This window comes from Foetidibacter luteolus, assembly GCF_009650435.1.
GTDB classification, from domain to species: domain Bacteria; phylum Bacteroidota; class Bacteroidia; order Chitinophagales; family Chitinophagaceae; genus Foetidibacter; species Foetidibacter luteolus.
This window is the reverse complement of sequence record NZ_VVIP01000012.1, coordinates 61420-76031: the sequence shown is the minus strand read 5'-3', so window position 1 is coordinate 76031 and position 14612 is coordinate 61420. Positions and strand designations below refer to the sequence as shown.

The window sequence follows — 14612 nt, the reverse complement described above, 5'->3', positions numbered from 1 at the left end:
AGTTCTAACCTTTTTTAAAAACATGGCTATGGATGCTCGGTTCATGGATAAAATAAATAAAGAAATTAAAATTGAGCCCAAAGACTGGATGCCCGATAAATACCGGCAAACGCTTATACGGCAAATTAGCCAGCACGCCCATAGCGAGATAGTAGGCATGCTGCCAGAAGGCAACTGGATTACCCGGGCGCCAACATTAAAAAGAAAGGCCATACTGCTGGCCAAAGTGCAGGATGAAGCCGGCCACGGCCTTTACCTGTATTCCGCCACCGAAACTTTAGGCATCAGCAGGGATGAAATGACAGAGCAACTGCTTAGCGGCAAGGCCAAATATTCTTCTATTTTTAATTATCCCACCCTTACCTGGGCCGATATAGGCGCCATTGGCTGGCTGGTGGATGGCGCTGCCATTATAAACCAGGTGCCTTTGTGCCGTACCTCCTACGGGCCGTATGCCCGTGCCATGGTGCGCATATGTAAGGAGGAAAGCTTTCACCAGCGGCAGGGTTTTGATATTTTACTTACCCTTTGCCGTGGTACGCAGCAACAACGCAATATGGCGCAGGATGCCATTAACCGCTGGTGGTGGCCCAGCTTAATGATGTTTGGCCCGCCAGACGATGCATCGCCGCACACGGCGCAAAGCGTGCAGTGGAAAATAAAGCGTTTTACCAACGATGAACTGCGGCAGAAATTTGTTGACATCTGTGCTGTGCAGGTTAAAACCCTTGGCCTGCAGTTGCCCGACCCGGATTTGAAGTACAACGAACAGACCGGCCACTACGATTTTGGGGTTATTAACTGGCAGCAGTTCTGGCAGGTGGTTAATGGCAACGGCCCCTGCAACAAAGAGCGTTTGGAAGCCAGGCAAAAGGCCTGGAACGATGGCGCCTGGGTGCGGGAGGCGGCTGTTGCCTACGCGACAAAAAGGAAAGAGCAGGAGCAAAGTATAGCTAAGCCTGCTGCCGCTTAAAAATAAGGCAGGGCGCCTGCCCACGCTAAGGCGATGGGCACCGGGCTTTCCGCTCATACTCCGGCACAAAGGCCCGGCTGCCATGGCTTCACCGGGGTATCCGCTGCAATCCCTGGCGCGGGAGGTGACACAGCGTAATAACATTAGATAAACATCGCCCCGCAAAAGCGGCAGGCATTAAATACTTCAGCTATGCGTTTATATATATCGAAATATTATTACGGAGACATACCAGGCAGCGATGCTGGTGGGCCACAGCCGGCCGCTACCGTAAACCCGGCCACTGAGTGGCCGCTGTGGGAAGTATTCATCCGCAGCAAACAGGGGCTTGACCATAAGCATGCAGGCAGCCTGCATGCCGCCGATGCGGCAATGGCTATGGAAAACGCCCGGGATGTTTACACCCGCCGTATGGAAGGCGTTAGCATTTGGGTGGTGGAAAGCCGGTATATACACGCCAGCAACCCCGACGATGCGGAAAGCCTTTACGAACCGGCAAACGATAAAGTGTATCGCCACCCTACTTTTTACAACATACCGGCGGAAGTGAAACACATGTAATGACGGCATTCTTTGCTGCAAACATTATCAACTTTAAATAAGCTTGCTATACAATTGGTAAACTACATATTGCACCTGGCAGATAATGCCCTGGTACTCGGCCACCGCAACAGCGAATGGTGCGGCCATGGCCCTGCTTTGGAGCAGGATATTGCCATATCCAACATTGCGCTGGATTTAATTGGCCAGGCAAGAAACTTTTATCAATACGCCGCCGAACTGATGAACAATGCGGGTAACAATACGGTAACGGAAGACAGCCTTGCCTACCTGCGGGGTACTGCTGAATATAAAAACTGCCTGCTGGTAGAGCAGCCCAATGGAGACTGGGGCAAAACCATAGCAAGGCAATTTTTGTTCAGTGCATACCAGCACTCGTTATTTGCGCTGCTCGCCAAAACTGGGGATAGCCAGCTTGCCGCCATTACATCTAAAGCAGTAAAGGAAGTGGCGTATCACTTGCAATGGTCTGCAGAATGGGTAATACGTTTGGGTGACGGTACCAAAGAAAGCCACGCAAGAATGCAGGCTGCACTAAACACACTGTGGCCATTTTTGCCCGAACTGTTTGAACCTGTAGAGTATGAAGAAATCGTTTTGACGGCAGAGTTTATGATAAACATTACTTCTTTGAAGGAACATGTAATGCACATTATTACAAACACGCTGTATGAAGCAACACTTGCCCTTCCGGCGGATACATATGCAGCAGCCGGTGGTAAACAGGGCAGGCATTCTAACCATCTTGAAGCAATGCTAACGGATATGCAATACCTGCAACGCACATACCCGGGATGTAACTGGTAGCACTACGATGAAAGTAAAGCAAAACCATACCGCAGCAGACCCAGCACGCATACAACAAATACTGGAAACAGTGATGGATCCGGAAGTTCCTGTATTGTCTGTGATGGACCTGGGCATTGTGCGGCAAATTTTATTACCGGAAGATGGCGGCGTAGAAGTAATTATTACACCTACTTACACCGGGTGCCCCGCTATGGATGTAATTAGCATGAGTATTAAAGTGGCGCTGCTGCAGCAAGGTTACAGCCCTGTAAAGATTACCACTGTTTTATCGCCTGCATGGACGACGGACTGGATAACCGTAAAAGGTAAGCAACAATTAAAAGCTTATGGTATTGCACCGCCTTTGCCATCGCATTCCGTATGTACGCCGGCGCTTTTTCAACAGGAAGAAGCTATACAATGCCCGCAATGCAACTCTTACAACACTGTAATGATTTCCCGGTTTGGCTCTACCGCCTGTAAGGCGCTGTACCGCTGCAATAACTGCCAGGAACCATTTGATTATTTTAAATGTCATTAATAAGGCTTACTTAAACCCGGGGGTTGTCAAATTTTAAAACTGTCTTTTACAGGATAACCTTCTTTTTTATAACGCATTGTGTCATTAAGGTACCACTCATTTTGTCCTTGTATCATTACACCAATATAATAAGCAAACTGCCTTACTGTTTCTGTGTAACCGCTAAAATCCGGTACATTAAGCTGCATTTGGTAAATAGATGCCACATCTGCATCATGAATTTCCATCGCTCTTTTATTGGCTTCTTCCAAAGACAGGCGGTAATGATGCTGTAAAACAAGTATAAGGTTCAGCGGTTCGCGGCCTGCATCTTTAAGCAGCGAATAAAAATCGTTGCACCAGGCAAACACCCTGGCGGCCTTCCGGTAAAGCTCAGTAAGGTATGAACTGTGCATGATTTCATCAGGAATGGGTTTGTCTAATTGCATTTCAATAAGATCAAGATAGGCTTGTACGCCAATGGTCCTCTCACGAAGTTTTGTAAAGTAATCCAGTTGCGGAAAAATCATCTCGCCTTTGTACGGCGCCTCTTCCCTCATGCTTTCAATCCAAATGCCAACATTCTTTGAAAAACGCTCTAACCAAAAGGCAGGCATTAATTTAGAAAGGCTTTCACGAATATCAGCAAGTATTGCAAAGAATGGGGAATCAGTTGCATATGCTTTTTTCCCTTTCAATATTTCCATGCACCTGTAGTAAAGTTCTTCAAGCTCAGCAACCGTTTTATACTCAAAAAAATCATCAAAAACAGTACCCCATAACATAAACCTGCCAGCTACCTGTAACTGTTTGTATTCTTTCATGCAAGGCAGGCACCGGGCTGTAATTTTACCAAAATTACTTAGCAGGTATTTTAACCGCATTTTTTCAGGCAAAAATTCAAAGTCAGTTTCAAGCCAGTGCTTTGTATCGTTTATAACAGCATCAGACCAGTTGCTGATTTTGGATGGGAAGCCATAACATGGCAGCGGTAATAAGAAGTGGGTATGCATAAGTTTAGATATTGGTAGTAATGAGGCGGAAAAAATGCGCTAACATACCGGCTTATAGGTTCTTCTGTGGCTTATTTTTTACAAAAAGGCTACGCAGCAGGATAAAATTACTACCTATAAAACAGCAGCAATGCGGATAGAAAAAAATTAATACCGCTTTAATGCAGGGCTATTTTTATATGCATAGTTACACGAGGACAACGTGGAAACTAATTGGGCGTAAGTAAGGCTTTCATTTGCCTGTAAACCATGGCAGAGAGTACTAACTTAGCAATCAAAAGCTGCACATGAGTTCTATACAATTTGAGATAAAGGACAACGTTGCTTACATAACACTAAACCGGCCGGAAAAGATGAATGCTTTTAACCGGGAGATGGCTATGCTGTTGCAACAAACCCTTGATGAATGCGCTGCCAATGAGGCGGTGCGTTGTGTGCATATCACCGGCGCCGGCAAAGCATTTAGTGCCGGGCAAGACCTTGCCGAAGTGGTTAACCCCAACGGACCGGGCATGGATAAAATTTTGGGTGAGCATTATAACCCCATTATAACCCGCATAAGGCAATTGCGGAAACCTGTAGTTGCAGCAGTAAATGCCGTGGCAGCAGGTGCAGGCGCTAATATAGCCCTGGCCTGCGATATTGTGGTGGCCGCGGAAAACGCTTCGTTTATACAGGCATTCAGCAAAATAGGTTTGATACCAGACAGCGGCGGCACCTATTTTTTGCCCAGGCTGCTTGGCTTTCAGCGTGCATCTGCGCTGATGATGCTGGGGGATAAAATAACGGCTGCTGAAGCCTTGCAAATGGGCTTGCTTTATAAAGTATGGCCAACAGAAAGTTTTGAACAGGAAAGCACAAAAATTGCCGTACAGTTATCCTGCATGCCTACACAGGCGCTGGCATACATTAAGCAGGCATTAAACCATTCGTTGAACAATACACTCGAAGCTCAGTTACAGCTTGAAGACAGGTTGCAGCAGCAGGCTGCCGCCACCGCTGATTTTAAAGAAGGCGTAGAAGCCTTTTTGCAAAAACGGCAACCTGTTTTTAAAGGTATTTAACGCTATACAGATGCACATGAGCCGTAAGCCTGGCGGCAATTACCTGCGCTGCTGCTGTTTAGCAACAATTCCATTCTTATATCCGCACGGGCATAAGGCGTATCAGTTACCGGTATTTCCTTGAAGCCCAGTTTTTCATACAGGTGCAAAGCGGGCTTTAGTATCCTGTTAGATTCCAGCCATAGTCTTGTTGCCATTAAGCGTTTTGCTGTCTCAATGGCGTAAAGACCGAGGCGGTAACCAACCTGCATTCCCTGGTATTTGGGGTATACGCCCATTTTGGCTAATTCATATTCATTTGCGCCGGTTTTAATAAGTGCACAAACACCGGCCACTTCGTTATTGCAAAGGGCAAAAAGTATTTCGCCGCCTTTATCAATTATGTATTCCTGGGGGTTGCTTAGCTGCTCCAGGTCGTGCTCTTCCACTACAAAATATTGTTCAATCCACTCCAGGTTAAGCCGCTTAAAATCTTCGGCATAGCGCTTGTCAAAAGCGCAAAATGTTATATTGTTCATCGTGTTAAGATTGCATGCTTTTAAAGCGTTTATAAAAAGACTTTTCTTCCAGTATATGCTCCATCTCTTCAATGGCTTTCAGCAGGTTGTTCTGTTGCTTTTTCATAAGCTGGTTGTTTAGTTTATGAATTTTATCCCATACTTTTTTAAACTCAGGCAAGGCAGCTTTACCCTTGGAGGAAAGTTTGAGCAATCTTTTCCTGCTGTCTGAAGGCGATTTTTCAGACGTTATATAACCCTTTTTTTCGAGGTCTTTGGCCAGGTGAATAACGGCGGGGTGGGTAAGGCTCAACTCGTCTGCTATTTCCATAATCCCTATTCCATCCCTTTCTGATACCAGGTAAAACAACACAAAATAACGGGCTTCAAAATCAAGGTTATGCTCTTTATAAATGATGGCAACATCCCTGGAAAAGATATCTGTAAGCCTTCTCATTCTTGCCCCTATAGCCAACGCCCCAAGCTGGGTGATAATATTTTGCTGCATAAAGGTAAATATATACGTAAGTATTTACGTAAAAATAAATATTTTATACTTTACTCCGTAAGAATTAAGTAAAAAATAAACCCCGGTTATACAACCAGGGTTTAAAACACGAAATAGGAAAATGCAAGCAACAGGAATCAGGGTACGATAAAAGGATCTACAATCGCGAGAACCTGGTCTTTGGTTAAGGGCTCATCAAAGCTTTCGCTGGCAGCCTCTGCACTTATAGCGGCGCCATTAATATTTTTAATTTCAATGCCCGCCTGGGATGTTACTTCTTCACCATCATAGCTGGCCTGTACTGCAGCCCCAATGCCACCGGTATCTTTTAAAGTTATCCATGGTTTAATGGATGAATTATTGAGATTGGCCCTGCGCATGCTTCTTATATGCGATGCGTGCCTGGCTTCAACCGAGTGAATGTTTAAGGCCGCGGTTAACACATCATTGTTAGACATAAGTTCTGCCGCACGGCCCTTATAAGCACGTACGCCGGTATCTTCAAAAGTTTGAGCAACGGCCAGGAATAAACCATAATCTGAAAATGCATTTTTAAAAGGCCCGTTACCGCTGCCTTTTCCGCCGGAGAAGTCGAAGGTTGGCTGGTCAACGGGTGTAACGCTTAAGGAGCCCAGTGCTGCTTTTAAGAAGTTAACATGCGCCACTTCATGGTCCCTGATGGTTGTAATAGCGGCGGTAGGCGCCCCGGCAGGTATAAGGCCGGATGAGGCCACTGCTGCTTTATAAAATTCAGCCTCCAGGTATTCCAGCGTTAAAGCGTAATTCAATACATCGCCGATGCTTTCTGTGGTACCGGCATAGGCTTTTTTAAACATGCCGCCCAGCAAAAAAGGCACGGCTGTTAATGCTATCCTGCCGCTGGCTTTAGCAAACTGGCGCATGGCGCTTCTGCGGGTATCAAGCCTGTCGTAAACTTCAGGGTCAACTTTTTCTATTTCTGTAAGAATATTATTGATGTTCATGTTATTTGCTTTTGATGGTGGAAATAATTGCTTACTGGTACTTACATTGTTTAGGAAGTAGGCAGGTTGCTGCCGTTAAGTTTAGATTTAAGAAAACCTGCCGCTACGGTTAGCACATCTGCCGGCGTATTGGCTTTGTCAAGGCCGTTGGTATCAATAACGGTGCTGTCAGCAAAAGAACCATTACTTATCAGGTCTCTTATATAGCCGGCATGCCTGGCTTCAACGGATACTATTTTACCTGCCAGCAATAAGTAGTCTGGTGATTGTATAAGTTTACCTGCGCCATTGTAAGCGGAAACACCCAGGTCTTCAAAAGCTTTTGCTGTAGCAAGTACACTGTCACGGCTGCTAAAGTCAATTTTGCTGAAATCTACTTCCAGCCCCGGTATTGCTGCCGAACCAAGTGCTGTTTTAAAAAACTCCCTGTGGGCAATTTCATGGTCGCGTATATCTGTAAGCAATGCTTGTTCAGATGCTGTTATACCGGTGTATAAGGTTGTTATTACCTGCGTATAAAAAGCAGCTTCCAGTTGTTCTAAGGCATAAGCGTAATTAAGAATGCCGGGGTCACCGCTGCCAAGGTCTATGCCATCAGTTGGCATAGACGGGCCATCATCATCTTTACTGCAAGATGTTATGATGGTTGCCGCTACGGCTGTACCGCCAAAAATGGATAAGAGTTTTCTTCTTTGTGCTCCCCTTGCTGTAAGTTCATTAGTTGTCTGGGCATACGCATCCCCATTAAAGTGCTGTTTCATAAGTAGAAAATATTAAGTTTAAAAACTGTTCAGGTTCAATTAGATGTACGGGTTACCATTTTGATTGGATTTATTTTTTTTAAATAATTGACAGGCAGGCCATTGAGTTTAAGGATAATGACAAACAGGTTTGTATTTGTTAAACAGTTATGCCTTACAGGTAAAGCCGTGGCCACCGATAGCGCCTGTAAATATTGCAAAGCATAATTAAAAACCACCTATACTTTCATTAAGCAATAATCTTTACTTTACGGTTCAAACAAAATATTTGCCTTTGGGCAGGGCCTATGCAAACAAAGCAAAAACTATCGTTGTTCGATCTTACCATGGTGGTAACTGGCCTTGTAATAGGCATGGGCATTTTCCGTACCGCTGCCACATCGGCCAAGTATGCGCTTAACCCGCAAATTTATTTTACTGCCTGGGTGGCCGGCGGGCTTATTGCGCTTTGCGGTGCACTCACCTATGCGGAGATAGGTTCCCGCTACCCTGTTACCGGCGGCTACTACCGCATTTTTTCGTATGCTTATCATCCGTCTATCGCCTTTTCTATTAACTGCATTATCCTTATTTCCAATGCGGCCTCGCTAAGTGCGGTAGCGTTGATAGGTTCCGGTTACATCAGCCAGGTAATATTTGGAGAAGCGGCTACAGATATCACCAAAGCCCTTATTGCCACCAGTGCCATTATATTGTTTTATGGCGTAAATCTGCTCGGGTTAAAAATGAGCGCCAAAACGCAAAATGTTTTGATGATTATCAAAATAAGCATGATAGGCCTGCTGATTGCTGCCCTGTTTATGCCAGGCATTCATGCGCAGCCTGCTGTTACCAATGCGGCGGTTACAAGCAATGGCTTTATGCCCTGGGTACAGTCTTTTGGTTTAAGCCTTATTGCCGTATCGTTTACTTATGGCGGCTACCAGCAAACCATCAATTTTGGCAGCGATGTAGAAAACGCATCCCGCAATATCCCCCGTGGCATTTTTATGGGCATTACAATTATCATCCTGCTTTATCTGCTGGTTAACTTTTCTTACTATAAAGTGATAGGCTTTAGCCAGTTGCAGAATGAGCGTGAAATAGCTTCTGTTGTGGCCGGTAAAATGTTTGGGCCTACCGGTGCTACCGGTTTTTCAGCGTTACTTTTTTTGTCGGTGCTGGCTTATGTAAATGTGTTGCTGATGAGCAACCCGCGTGTAATGTTTGCCATGAGCGAGGATGGCGTACTGCCAGCCATCTTTCAAAAAAAGTCGCAGAAACGTGATGTGCTGGTTATTTCGTTAACCACTTTTGCCGCAATATGTATTGTTATTTTATTCTTTGCTCAAACATTTGAAAAGATACTCAACTTCACCATCTTTCTCGATTCATTTGGTATGGCCGCTTCTGCCGCCAGCATTTTCTGGTTGCGTAAAAGAACCAAACATCTTGATGGTACCGGCGCCATTTACAAAATGCGTTTTTACCCGCTGCAGCCAATCATATTTATCTGCGCTTATGTTTTTGTTGCTATAAGCATCACCTTGCAAACACCTATGACAGCCGTTACCGGCATTTGCGTACTGGCAGCTTTTATGTTGCTGTATTTTTTAACCAGGGCCCTGGGTAAGCGTAGTTAGCTATGGCCAGTACATTGCCATAATAGTTAATTGGAGCAAAAGAAATTTCAGGAGGTGCCCCCAAGCTGCGCAAGGGGTCGGGCTTTCCGCTATTACTCCGCCACAAGGCCAGGCTGCGAAGGCTTCAGCGGGGTAACCGCTTCAATCCCTCACCCGAAGGGCAGTTGCCGGTTACAGGTAGTAGATTACCGGTCTGTTGAAGTGTAATTGGCTGAAATTATTCTGTGGTGATGAAGTGCAGGTTCCGTAGCGCCACTAACATTGAACAATCAATGCTCAGCCACTGCCTTTAACCCCACAATAGAGCCGATTAATGTTACAATAAAAAATAGCCTCCAAAAGCCCGCTGGCTCTTTAAAGAAGAGTATGCCGGCTATTACCGTGCCCACAGCGCCTATGCCCGTCCAAACAGCATAAGCAGTACCGATAGGTATAGCTTGGGCAGCTTTGTTCAGCAATAAAAAACTAAGGGTAATGCAGATAAAGAAACCCACACTCCATGGAAGATTGGAAAAGTTGTTGCTCTTTTTAAGGCAAAAAGTAAAGCCTACTTCAAATATGCCTGCCAGTATTAATATCAGCCAGTTCATACCAAAACAGATTAGCCGGCAAATGTATTGTTTTAGCAAGCGAAGGGCTGTTAAAATAACGGGATATTTTAAATGCAACTGAAGACGGTTTGCAAATAAACTACAGTTGTTCTGTATGGTTAAGAAGTACCATAAAAGCCGCCTGCCGGGTTATATTCCCAAAGCTGAATGGCTGCCGGATTGCAGCGGAAAGCCCGCAACCACGAGGCACGAGTGGTGAGGACTTGCAGCGAAAAGCCGGGACCGCAGCTACATTGAAATGCCACAACTAAAAGCCCCAAAAAATGTCTCGTTGCTAATTTTCATGAATGGCCGGCCTACGCTTTACGATAAACTAAAATAAAGGGCCCCCTAAAAAGGAAGCCCTATACTTAGTGCATGAGAAACTTGTTATTAATATGCCTTTACCTGCCGCCGGGCGGGCAATGCGCTTTTAAGTATTGGGTAAACAATGTTTGCAGGTGCAACGCAATGCCTTCGCCCTCCTTTAGTGCGTGTGTGCTGTTCGGGTAACTCATTAGCTGAAATTGCTTATTGTATTTTACCAACTCATTTATCAGCAGCTCCGCATTTTGGTAGTGTACATTATCATCCCCGGTGCCATGTATGTACAGCAGGTTACCCCGCAGGTTTTTGGCATGTGTTACGGGTGAACCTTTTACAAAATACTGCAGGTTTTCCTGTGGCAGCCCCATATAACGTTCCTGGTAAATATTATCATAGGTAAGCTGGTTAACTACGGCAGACATAGCGATGCCGGTTTTATAAATTTCCGGGTATTGACACAGGAGGTTAAGCGTGGTAGAGCCACCGCCACTATGCCCCCAAACAGCTATGCGGCTGCTGTCAACAAACGGCCATTGTAAAATTTTCATGGCGGCCATTGCCTGGTCGCGTACGTTAACTATGCCAATGTTGCGGTAAATGGCTTTGCGCCATGCAGCGCCCTTTGGCGCCGGCGTGCCACGCCCATCAAGACTTATGTAGATGTAGCCATCAGCGGCCATACTGCCACTGTAGTATTTGTTATTACCGCTGCCATATTCATCTTTTACCGTGGCGCCGGCAGGCTCAGTATATACAAAGAACACAACCGGGTATTTTTTTGCAGAATCAAAGTGCAGCGGCTTAACCATCCAGCCATCCATCGTAATACCGTCTTGCGTTGTAACCTGAAAAAATTCTACGGGTGCCGGTTTGTTTTTTGCAGCGCTGGGTTCTTCTTTAATGATGTTATGCCGGGGGAGGCTTACCCAGTTAATTTGGGGTGCTGTGTTGGCATTGCTGAATGTATGCTGCGCATAAGCACCAGTAGGCGAAATTTTATAGTTGTGCGTACCCTTTTCTTCTTTGGGTGAAAGCATTTGCAGGGGCTGCTTGCCATTAATTGCTATACGGCAGAGGTATTTTTGTGTGGCGTTTTGTGGGGAGGCAGAAAAATAAATATAACCTTCTGCACTGTTGATGGCTTTAATGTCTATCACATCGTACGCCCCATTGGTTATTAATGTTTCTTTTCCACCGCGGGTAATAATATAAATGTGCTGCCAGCCATCTTTTTCACTAACCCATAGGAATGATTTGCCATCGGGCAGCCATTCCCACCCGGATGGGTCTCCATTATTCCATCTTTCTTTGCAGTCAATCCAGGCTTCGCTGGTTTCTTCATGTATAGTGCGGGCACTGCCTGTTACGGCGTTTACCAGCATAATCCTGCTTTGCTGCTGCTTGCGGTTAAGCTGTTCTATAATCAGTTCGGTATTACCTGCGGCCCATTCCATACGGGGCACGTAGTGCTGCCGTGGGTCTCCGGGAATATTCATCCACCTGGTAACCGCGGTGGTTACATCAACAATGCCTATTTTATACGGGGAAGGGCTTTCCCCTACCTTGGGGTATTCCACCGGCACGGTAAAGGAATAAATAGAATCTGTATTGTTAATCATCAGGAAGTTCCTGATTTGCGTAGCATCAATTTGCCAGTAGGCTATGCTTTTGCTATCGGGGCTCCACCGGAACCCGTCCCTGCAGCCGAACTCCTCTTCATAGGCCCAATCGAATGTGCCGTTAATGAGCCTGTCGGTACCATCTGTAGTAAGCTGTTGTGCCTGGTGCGTAAATACATCCTCTGTGTAAATATTGCGCTGACTTACATACGCTATCTTTTTACCGTCGGGAGAAAATTTGGCAAACATCAGCGACGAAGCGGGCAACCCCTTACCCACCTGTTCCAGTGTTTTAGCCGCAAGGTTTAACAGCCAGTAATCTCCCCTTGTGTTCTTACGCCATACCTTTTTGCTGTTGGTATAAATAAGCAGGTTGGCGCCATCAGCACTAAAGAAAAAATCTTCCACTTTTAGCGGCTGGGCCTGGCCTGTGGGCGTTAATTGCTGCGCCGTAACCAAAATAGTTTTTGTGAAGGCCGGTAGTTTGTACTCAACAAGCGCATTATCTTCTTTGCTGTAATAGCCATTGCCGTCCTGCCGCCACTTAATATCTTTTTGGGCAAATAAAGCCTGTAGTGCAAAAACCTGGATGATACATAAAACAAAATACTGTTTTCTCATGCGTAACTATTTAAACCTGTAAACGTGGGGTATAAAAATAGAAGGTATCAAACTTAATTAGCCGCTTTTTGTTCCGCGGTTATGTAATACATGCTTTCAATAGCTGCCTTATTAAAAAGGGCAGACTGTGCTGCCGTTATATTGCTGCTTTTCCATGCTTCGCCGGGAAATATTTTTATGCTGCTGGTTTTATCTTTTAACAGCAGCGGCAGGTTAAACCCCTTTATGCAATTGCTGTAGCGGTAAAATACTTTGCTGCTGCTGGTATAGTATTCCAGCACCGGTATCTGCGTAGTGGTAAGGTATTGGTCAAAAACTTTGTTGCAGTTAAAACCAGTGCTTTTGCTGAAGAAGGTTTTAATTTCCGCAGCATCCACGGTTTTGTGGTAAAAAGCCTTGTTAAGCCCCCGCATAATGGAACGGAACAACGTATCGTTATTAATGCTGTGCCGTATGGCATGTATCATATTGCTGGCTTTGGGGTACATATCCCCGCTGCCCTGTGCATTAATATTGTAATCTGGTATTATGGGCTTATCGTTACGTATGCCCCTGCGTATGCCGGCATTGTAAGCATTGGCCGCATGGCTGCCCCACAGGTAGTCTATGTACAAGGTTTCGCTGTAGTTGGTAAAGCCTTCGTGTATCCACATATCTGCCAGGTCGTTGCTGGTAATGTTGTTGCCAAACCACTCATGCCCGCTTTCGTGAATAACAATAAAATCCCACTTAAGCCCCCAGCCGGTACCGCTGCCATCCCTGCCCCGGTAGCCGGGTTTGTACCAGTTGCCATAAGCAACGGCGCTCTGGTGCTCCATGCCCGTATGCGGCACATCAATCAGTTTGTATCCATCCTCATAAAAAGGGTAAGGCCCAAACCAGTGTTCAAAAGCCTGCAGCATGCTGTTTACTTCTTTGGGCAGGTAATCTTTTGCTTTGTCAAGGTTATAATCCAATACCCAGTAGTCAATATCAAGCTGCCCTTTTTCGCCGTTGTACAGGTCTTTGAAATTTACATATTTACCTATGTATGGAATGATATCATAATTGTTGATGGGGCTTACAACTGCCCATGTATAAGTGGCTGTACCCTTGCCATTGCTGGTTTTAGATTGCAGCCTGCCGTTGGCTACTGCTACCAGTGTATCAGGTACAATCATGGTAAGAGAAGCGCCATTATCCGGCTCATCGCTTTGGTGGTCTTTGCAGGGGTACCAAATGCTGGCGCCCAGGCCCTGGCAGGTAACCGTCATCCATGGGCGGCTAAGGGAGTCGGTAGTAAAAGTCCAGCCACCATCCCAGGGCGCCCGTTTTGCTTCATGCACCTGGCCCTGGTAATACACATCAATTACCTGTACAGAGCCTTTGGCTTGTTGTGGCGGTTGCACATGCCAGGCATTGCCTTCTTTTGTAAAGTTTAATTTGCTTTTGTTGTTAAGCACAATGCTGTCAATAGCCAACGGCTCCTGCAAATCCAGTTGAAGGGTATTGGCATGCTTATCCTGAAGGACTTTGTAAGTAATGCTGCTTTTGCCCAGCAAATGTTTGTTGGCATAATCCGGTTGTACAGTAATATCATATTTCAGCACATTCCACCAGGCACGGCCGGCGGTAATGCTGCCGCGCAGTGTATCGGCACGGGTATAAGGTGGTTGTTTTGGTTGTGCGGTAACGGTTACAAAAGTTGCGGTACAGATAAATGACACGAAAAATTTAAGCATATCCGTTGCGGTTATTTGCGGGAGAATAATCCGTCAAACCTATTAAATAGCCACCAATAATGCTGTATGCTTTTTGCCGTGTTATTAACAGATATTGGCAAACTACCGGGCCTGCTACCCGGGCTGAAAAGCTGCGTAGCGAATCCAAACGTTGAAGAGTGCGACGCAACGATGCCTCATGCTTATTCCTCCTGCCGGGCCCATAAAAATTATGGAGCATACATAACTACCCGTTTGGAAAGACCAATTGAAGAATGATTGAAAATTGAATCTGCCGGCTGCACCGGCTGGTCTTTCGAAAACTTACCGGTAACCACAGGCCGCCTGGAAGAATAATCGTTGACAAACGTATTAAATATGGCGCCAAATGCCAGCGCAGCAATGCAACTGTGAGACAGGTTTTGACCGTTGATGATGTTTCTCATACCCGTGCTGTTTGATTA

Annotated in this window: 15 protein-coding genes; 6 read left to right on the top strand and 9 right to left on the bottom strand. The window is 45.6% G+C overall.

Translation table 11 applies throughout. The features are described from left to right. The first annotated feature begins 28 nt into the window (after positions 1–28). From paaA to paaD, 4 genes are all read left to right on the top strand, one after another. On the top strand, positions 29–973 hold the full coding sequence (gene paaA, locus F0364_RS03300; protein WP_235921001.1) for a 1,2-phenylacetyl-CoA epoxidase subunit PaaA: 945 nt from the start codon (positions 29–31) through the stop codon (positions 971–973). A gap of 192 nt (positions 974–1165) precedes the next feature. After that, entirely contained in the window at positions 1166–1534 is a 369-nt protein-coding gene (gene paaB / locus F0364_RS03295; RefSeq protein WP_153796324.1) for a 1,2-phenylacetyl-CoA epoxidase subunit PaaB, read from the top strand. A gap of 54 nt (positions 1535–1588) precedes the next feature. Beyond that, complete coding sequence (paaC, locus tag F0364_RS03290; RefSeq protein ID WP_235921000.1) at positions 1589–2341, top strand: 1,2-phenylacetyl-CoA epoxidase subunit PaaC; 753 nt, start codon at positions 1589–1591, stop codon at positions 2339–2341. A gap of 7 nt (positions 2342–2348) precedes the next feature. Beyond that, complete coding sequence (paaD, locus tag F0364_RS03285) at positions 2349–2864, top strand: 1,2-phenylacetyl-CoA epoxidase subunit PaaD (RefSeq protein ID WP_153796323.1); 516 nt, start codon at positions 2349–2351, stop codon at positions 2862–2864. 26 nt (positions 2865–2890) lie between these two features. Here paaD and F0364_RS03280 read toward each other — a convergent pair whose 3' ends face one another. After that, positions 2891–3856, bottom strand: a complete 966-nt coding sequence (locus tag F0364_RS03280) for a terpene synthase family protein (protein WP_153796322.1) — start codon at positions 3854–3856, stop codon at positions 2891–2893. A 287-nt stretch (positions 3857–4143) separates the two neighbouring features. Between F0364_RS03280 and F0364_RS03275 the strand changes: the two genes are divergently transcribed. Beyond that, positions 4144–4920: an enoyl-CoA hydratase-related protein gene (locus F0364_RS03275; RefSeq protein ID WP_153796321.1), complete on the top strand. Its 777-nt coding sequence runs from the start codon at positions 4144–4146 to the stop codon at positions 4918–4920. A gap of 2 nt (positions 4921–4922) precedes the next feature. On the opposite strand, the gene F0364_RS03270 is transcribed toward F0364_RS03275, so the two are convergent. The 4 genes from F0364_RS03270 to F0364_RS03255 all read right to left on the bottom strand — a co-directional run bounded on the left by F0364_RS03270 (position 4923) and on the right by F0364_RS03255 (position 7669). Beyond that, positions 4923–5438 (bottom strand): GNAT family N-acetyltransferase, encoded by a 516-nt coding sequence (locus tag F0364_RS03270; RefSeq protein WP_153796320.1) that lies wholly within the window; start codon positions 5436–5438, stop codon positions 4923–4925. 4 nt (positions 5439–5442) lie between these two features. Continuing rightward, positions 5443–5925: a MarR family winged helix-turn-helix transcriptional regulator gene (locus F0364_RS03265; protein WP_153796319.1), complete on the bottom strand. Its 483-nt coding sequence runs from the start codon at positions 5923–5925 to the stop codon at positions 5443–5445. A gap of 137 nt (positions 5926–6062) precedes the next feature. Further along, positions 6063–6908, bottom strand: a complete 846-nt coding sequence (locus F0364_RS03260; protein WP_153796318.1) for a ferritin-like domain-containing protein — start codon at positions 6906–6908, stop codon at positions 6063–6065. 50 nt (positions 6909–6958) lie between these two features. Continuing rightward, positions 6959–7669, bottom strand: a complete 711-nt coding sequence (locus F0364_RS03255; RefSeq protein WP_153796317.1) for a ferritin-like domain-containing protein — start codon at positions 7667–7669, stop codon at positions 6959–6961. 287 nt (positions 7670–7956) lie between these two features. Here F0364_RS03255 and F0364_RS03250 point away from each other — a divergent pair, with 287 nt between their 5' ends. Continuing rightward, positions 7957–9291, top strand: a complete 1335-nt coding sequence (locus tag F0364_RS03250) for an APC family permease (protein ID WP_153796316.1) — start codon at positions 7957–7959, stop codon at positions 9289–9291. 269 nt (positions 9292–9560) lie between these two features. Here the strand turns inward: F0364_RS03250 and F0364_RS03245 are convergent, their stop codons facing one another. The 4 genes from F0364_RS03245 to F0364_RS03230 form a co-directional block, all read right to left on the bottom strand. Next, the gene (locus F0364_RS03245) at positions 9561–9881 is read right to left on the bottom strand and encodes a DMT family transporter (RefSeq protein WP_153796315.1); all 321 of its coding nucleotides are present in this window, start codon (positions 9879–9881) and stop codon (positions 9561–9563) included. 404 nt (positions 9882–10285) lie between these two features. Then, a complete protein-coding gene (locus tag F0364_RS03240) occupies positions 10286–12448 on the bottom strand; it encodes a S9 family peptidase (RefSeq protein WP_153796314.1) in 2163 nt (720 codons plus the stop codon). 53 nt (positions 12449–12501) lie between these two features. Further along, entirely contained in the window at positions 12502–14169 is a 1668-nt protein-coding gene (locus F0364_RS03235; RefSeq protein WP_153796313.1) for a M1 family metallopeptidase, read from the bottom strand. A gap of 209 nt (positions 14170–14378) precedes the next feature. Next, on the bottom strand, positions 14379–14594 hold the full coding sequence (locus tag F0364_RS03230) for a hypothetical protein (RefSeq protein ID WP_153796312.1): 216 nt from the start codon (positions 14592–14594) through the stop codon (positions 14379–14381). Between the last annotated feature and the right edge of the window lie 18 nt (positions 14595–14612).

Coding starts and splice junctions, on each gene's coding strand:
- F0364_RS03230 (WP_153796312.1), bottom strand. CDS start 14,594: ATGAGAAACATCATCAACGGTCAAAACCTGTCTCACAGTTGCATTGCT.
- paaD (WP_153796323.1), top strand. CDS start 2,349: ATGAAAGTAAAGCAAAACCATACCGCAGCAGACCCAGCACGCATACAA.
- F0364_RS03255 (WP_153796317.1), bottom strand. CDS start 7,669: ATGAAACAGCACTTTAATGGGGATGCGTATGCCCAGACAACTAATGAA.
- F0364_RS03270 (WP_153796320.1), bottom strand. CDS start 5,438: ATGAACAATATAACATTTTGCGCTTTTGACAAGCGCTATGCCGAAGAT.
- paaA (WP_235921001.1), top strand. CDS start 29: ATGGATGCTCGGTTCATGGATAAAATAAATAAAGAAATTAAAATTGAG.
- F0364_RS03250 (WP_153796316.1), top strand. CDS start 7,957: ATGCAAACAAAGCAAAAACTATCGTTGTTCGATCTTACCATGGTGGTA.
- F0364_RS03245 (WP_153796315.1), bottom strand. CDS start 9,881: ATGAACTGGCTGATATTAATACTGGCAGGCATATTTGAAGTAGGCTTT.
- F0364_RS03265 (WP_153796319.1), bottom strand. CDS start 5,925: ATGCAGCAAAATATTATCACCCAGCTTGGGGCGTTGGCTATAGGGGCA.
- paaB (WP_153796324.1), top strand. CDS start 1,166: ATGCGTTTATATATATCGAAATATTATTACGGAGACATACCAGGCAGC.
- F0364_RS03235 (WP_153796313.1), bottom strand. CDS start 14,169: ATGCTTAAATTTTTCGTGTCATTTATCTGTACCGCAACTTTTGTAACC.
- F0364_RS03275 (WP_153796321.1), top strand. CDS start 4,144: ATGAGTTCTATACAATTTGAGATAAAGGACAACGTTGCTTACATAACA.
- F0364_RS03260 (WP_153796318.1), bottom strand. CDS start 6,908: ATGAACATCAATAATATTCTTACAGAAATAGAAAAAGTTGACCCTGAA.
- F0364_RS03280 (WP_153796322.1), bottom strand. CDS start 3,856: ATGCATACCCACTTCTTATTACCGCTGCCATGTTATGGCTTCCCATCC.
- F0364_RS03240 (WP_153796314.1), bottom strand. CDS start 12,448: ATGAGAAAACAGTATTTTGTTTTATGTATCATCCAGGTTTTTGCACTA.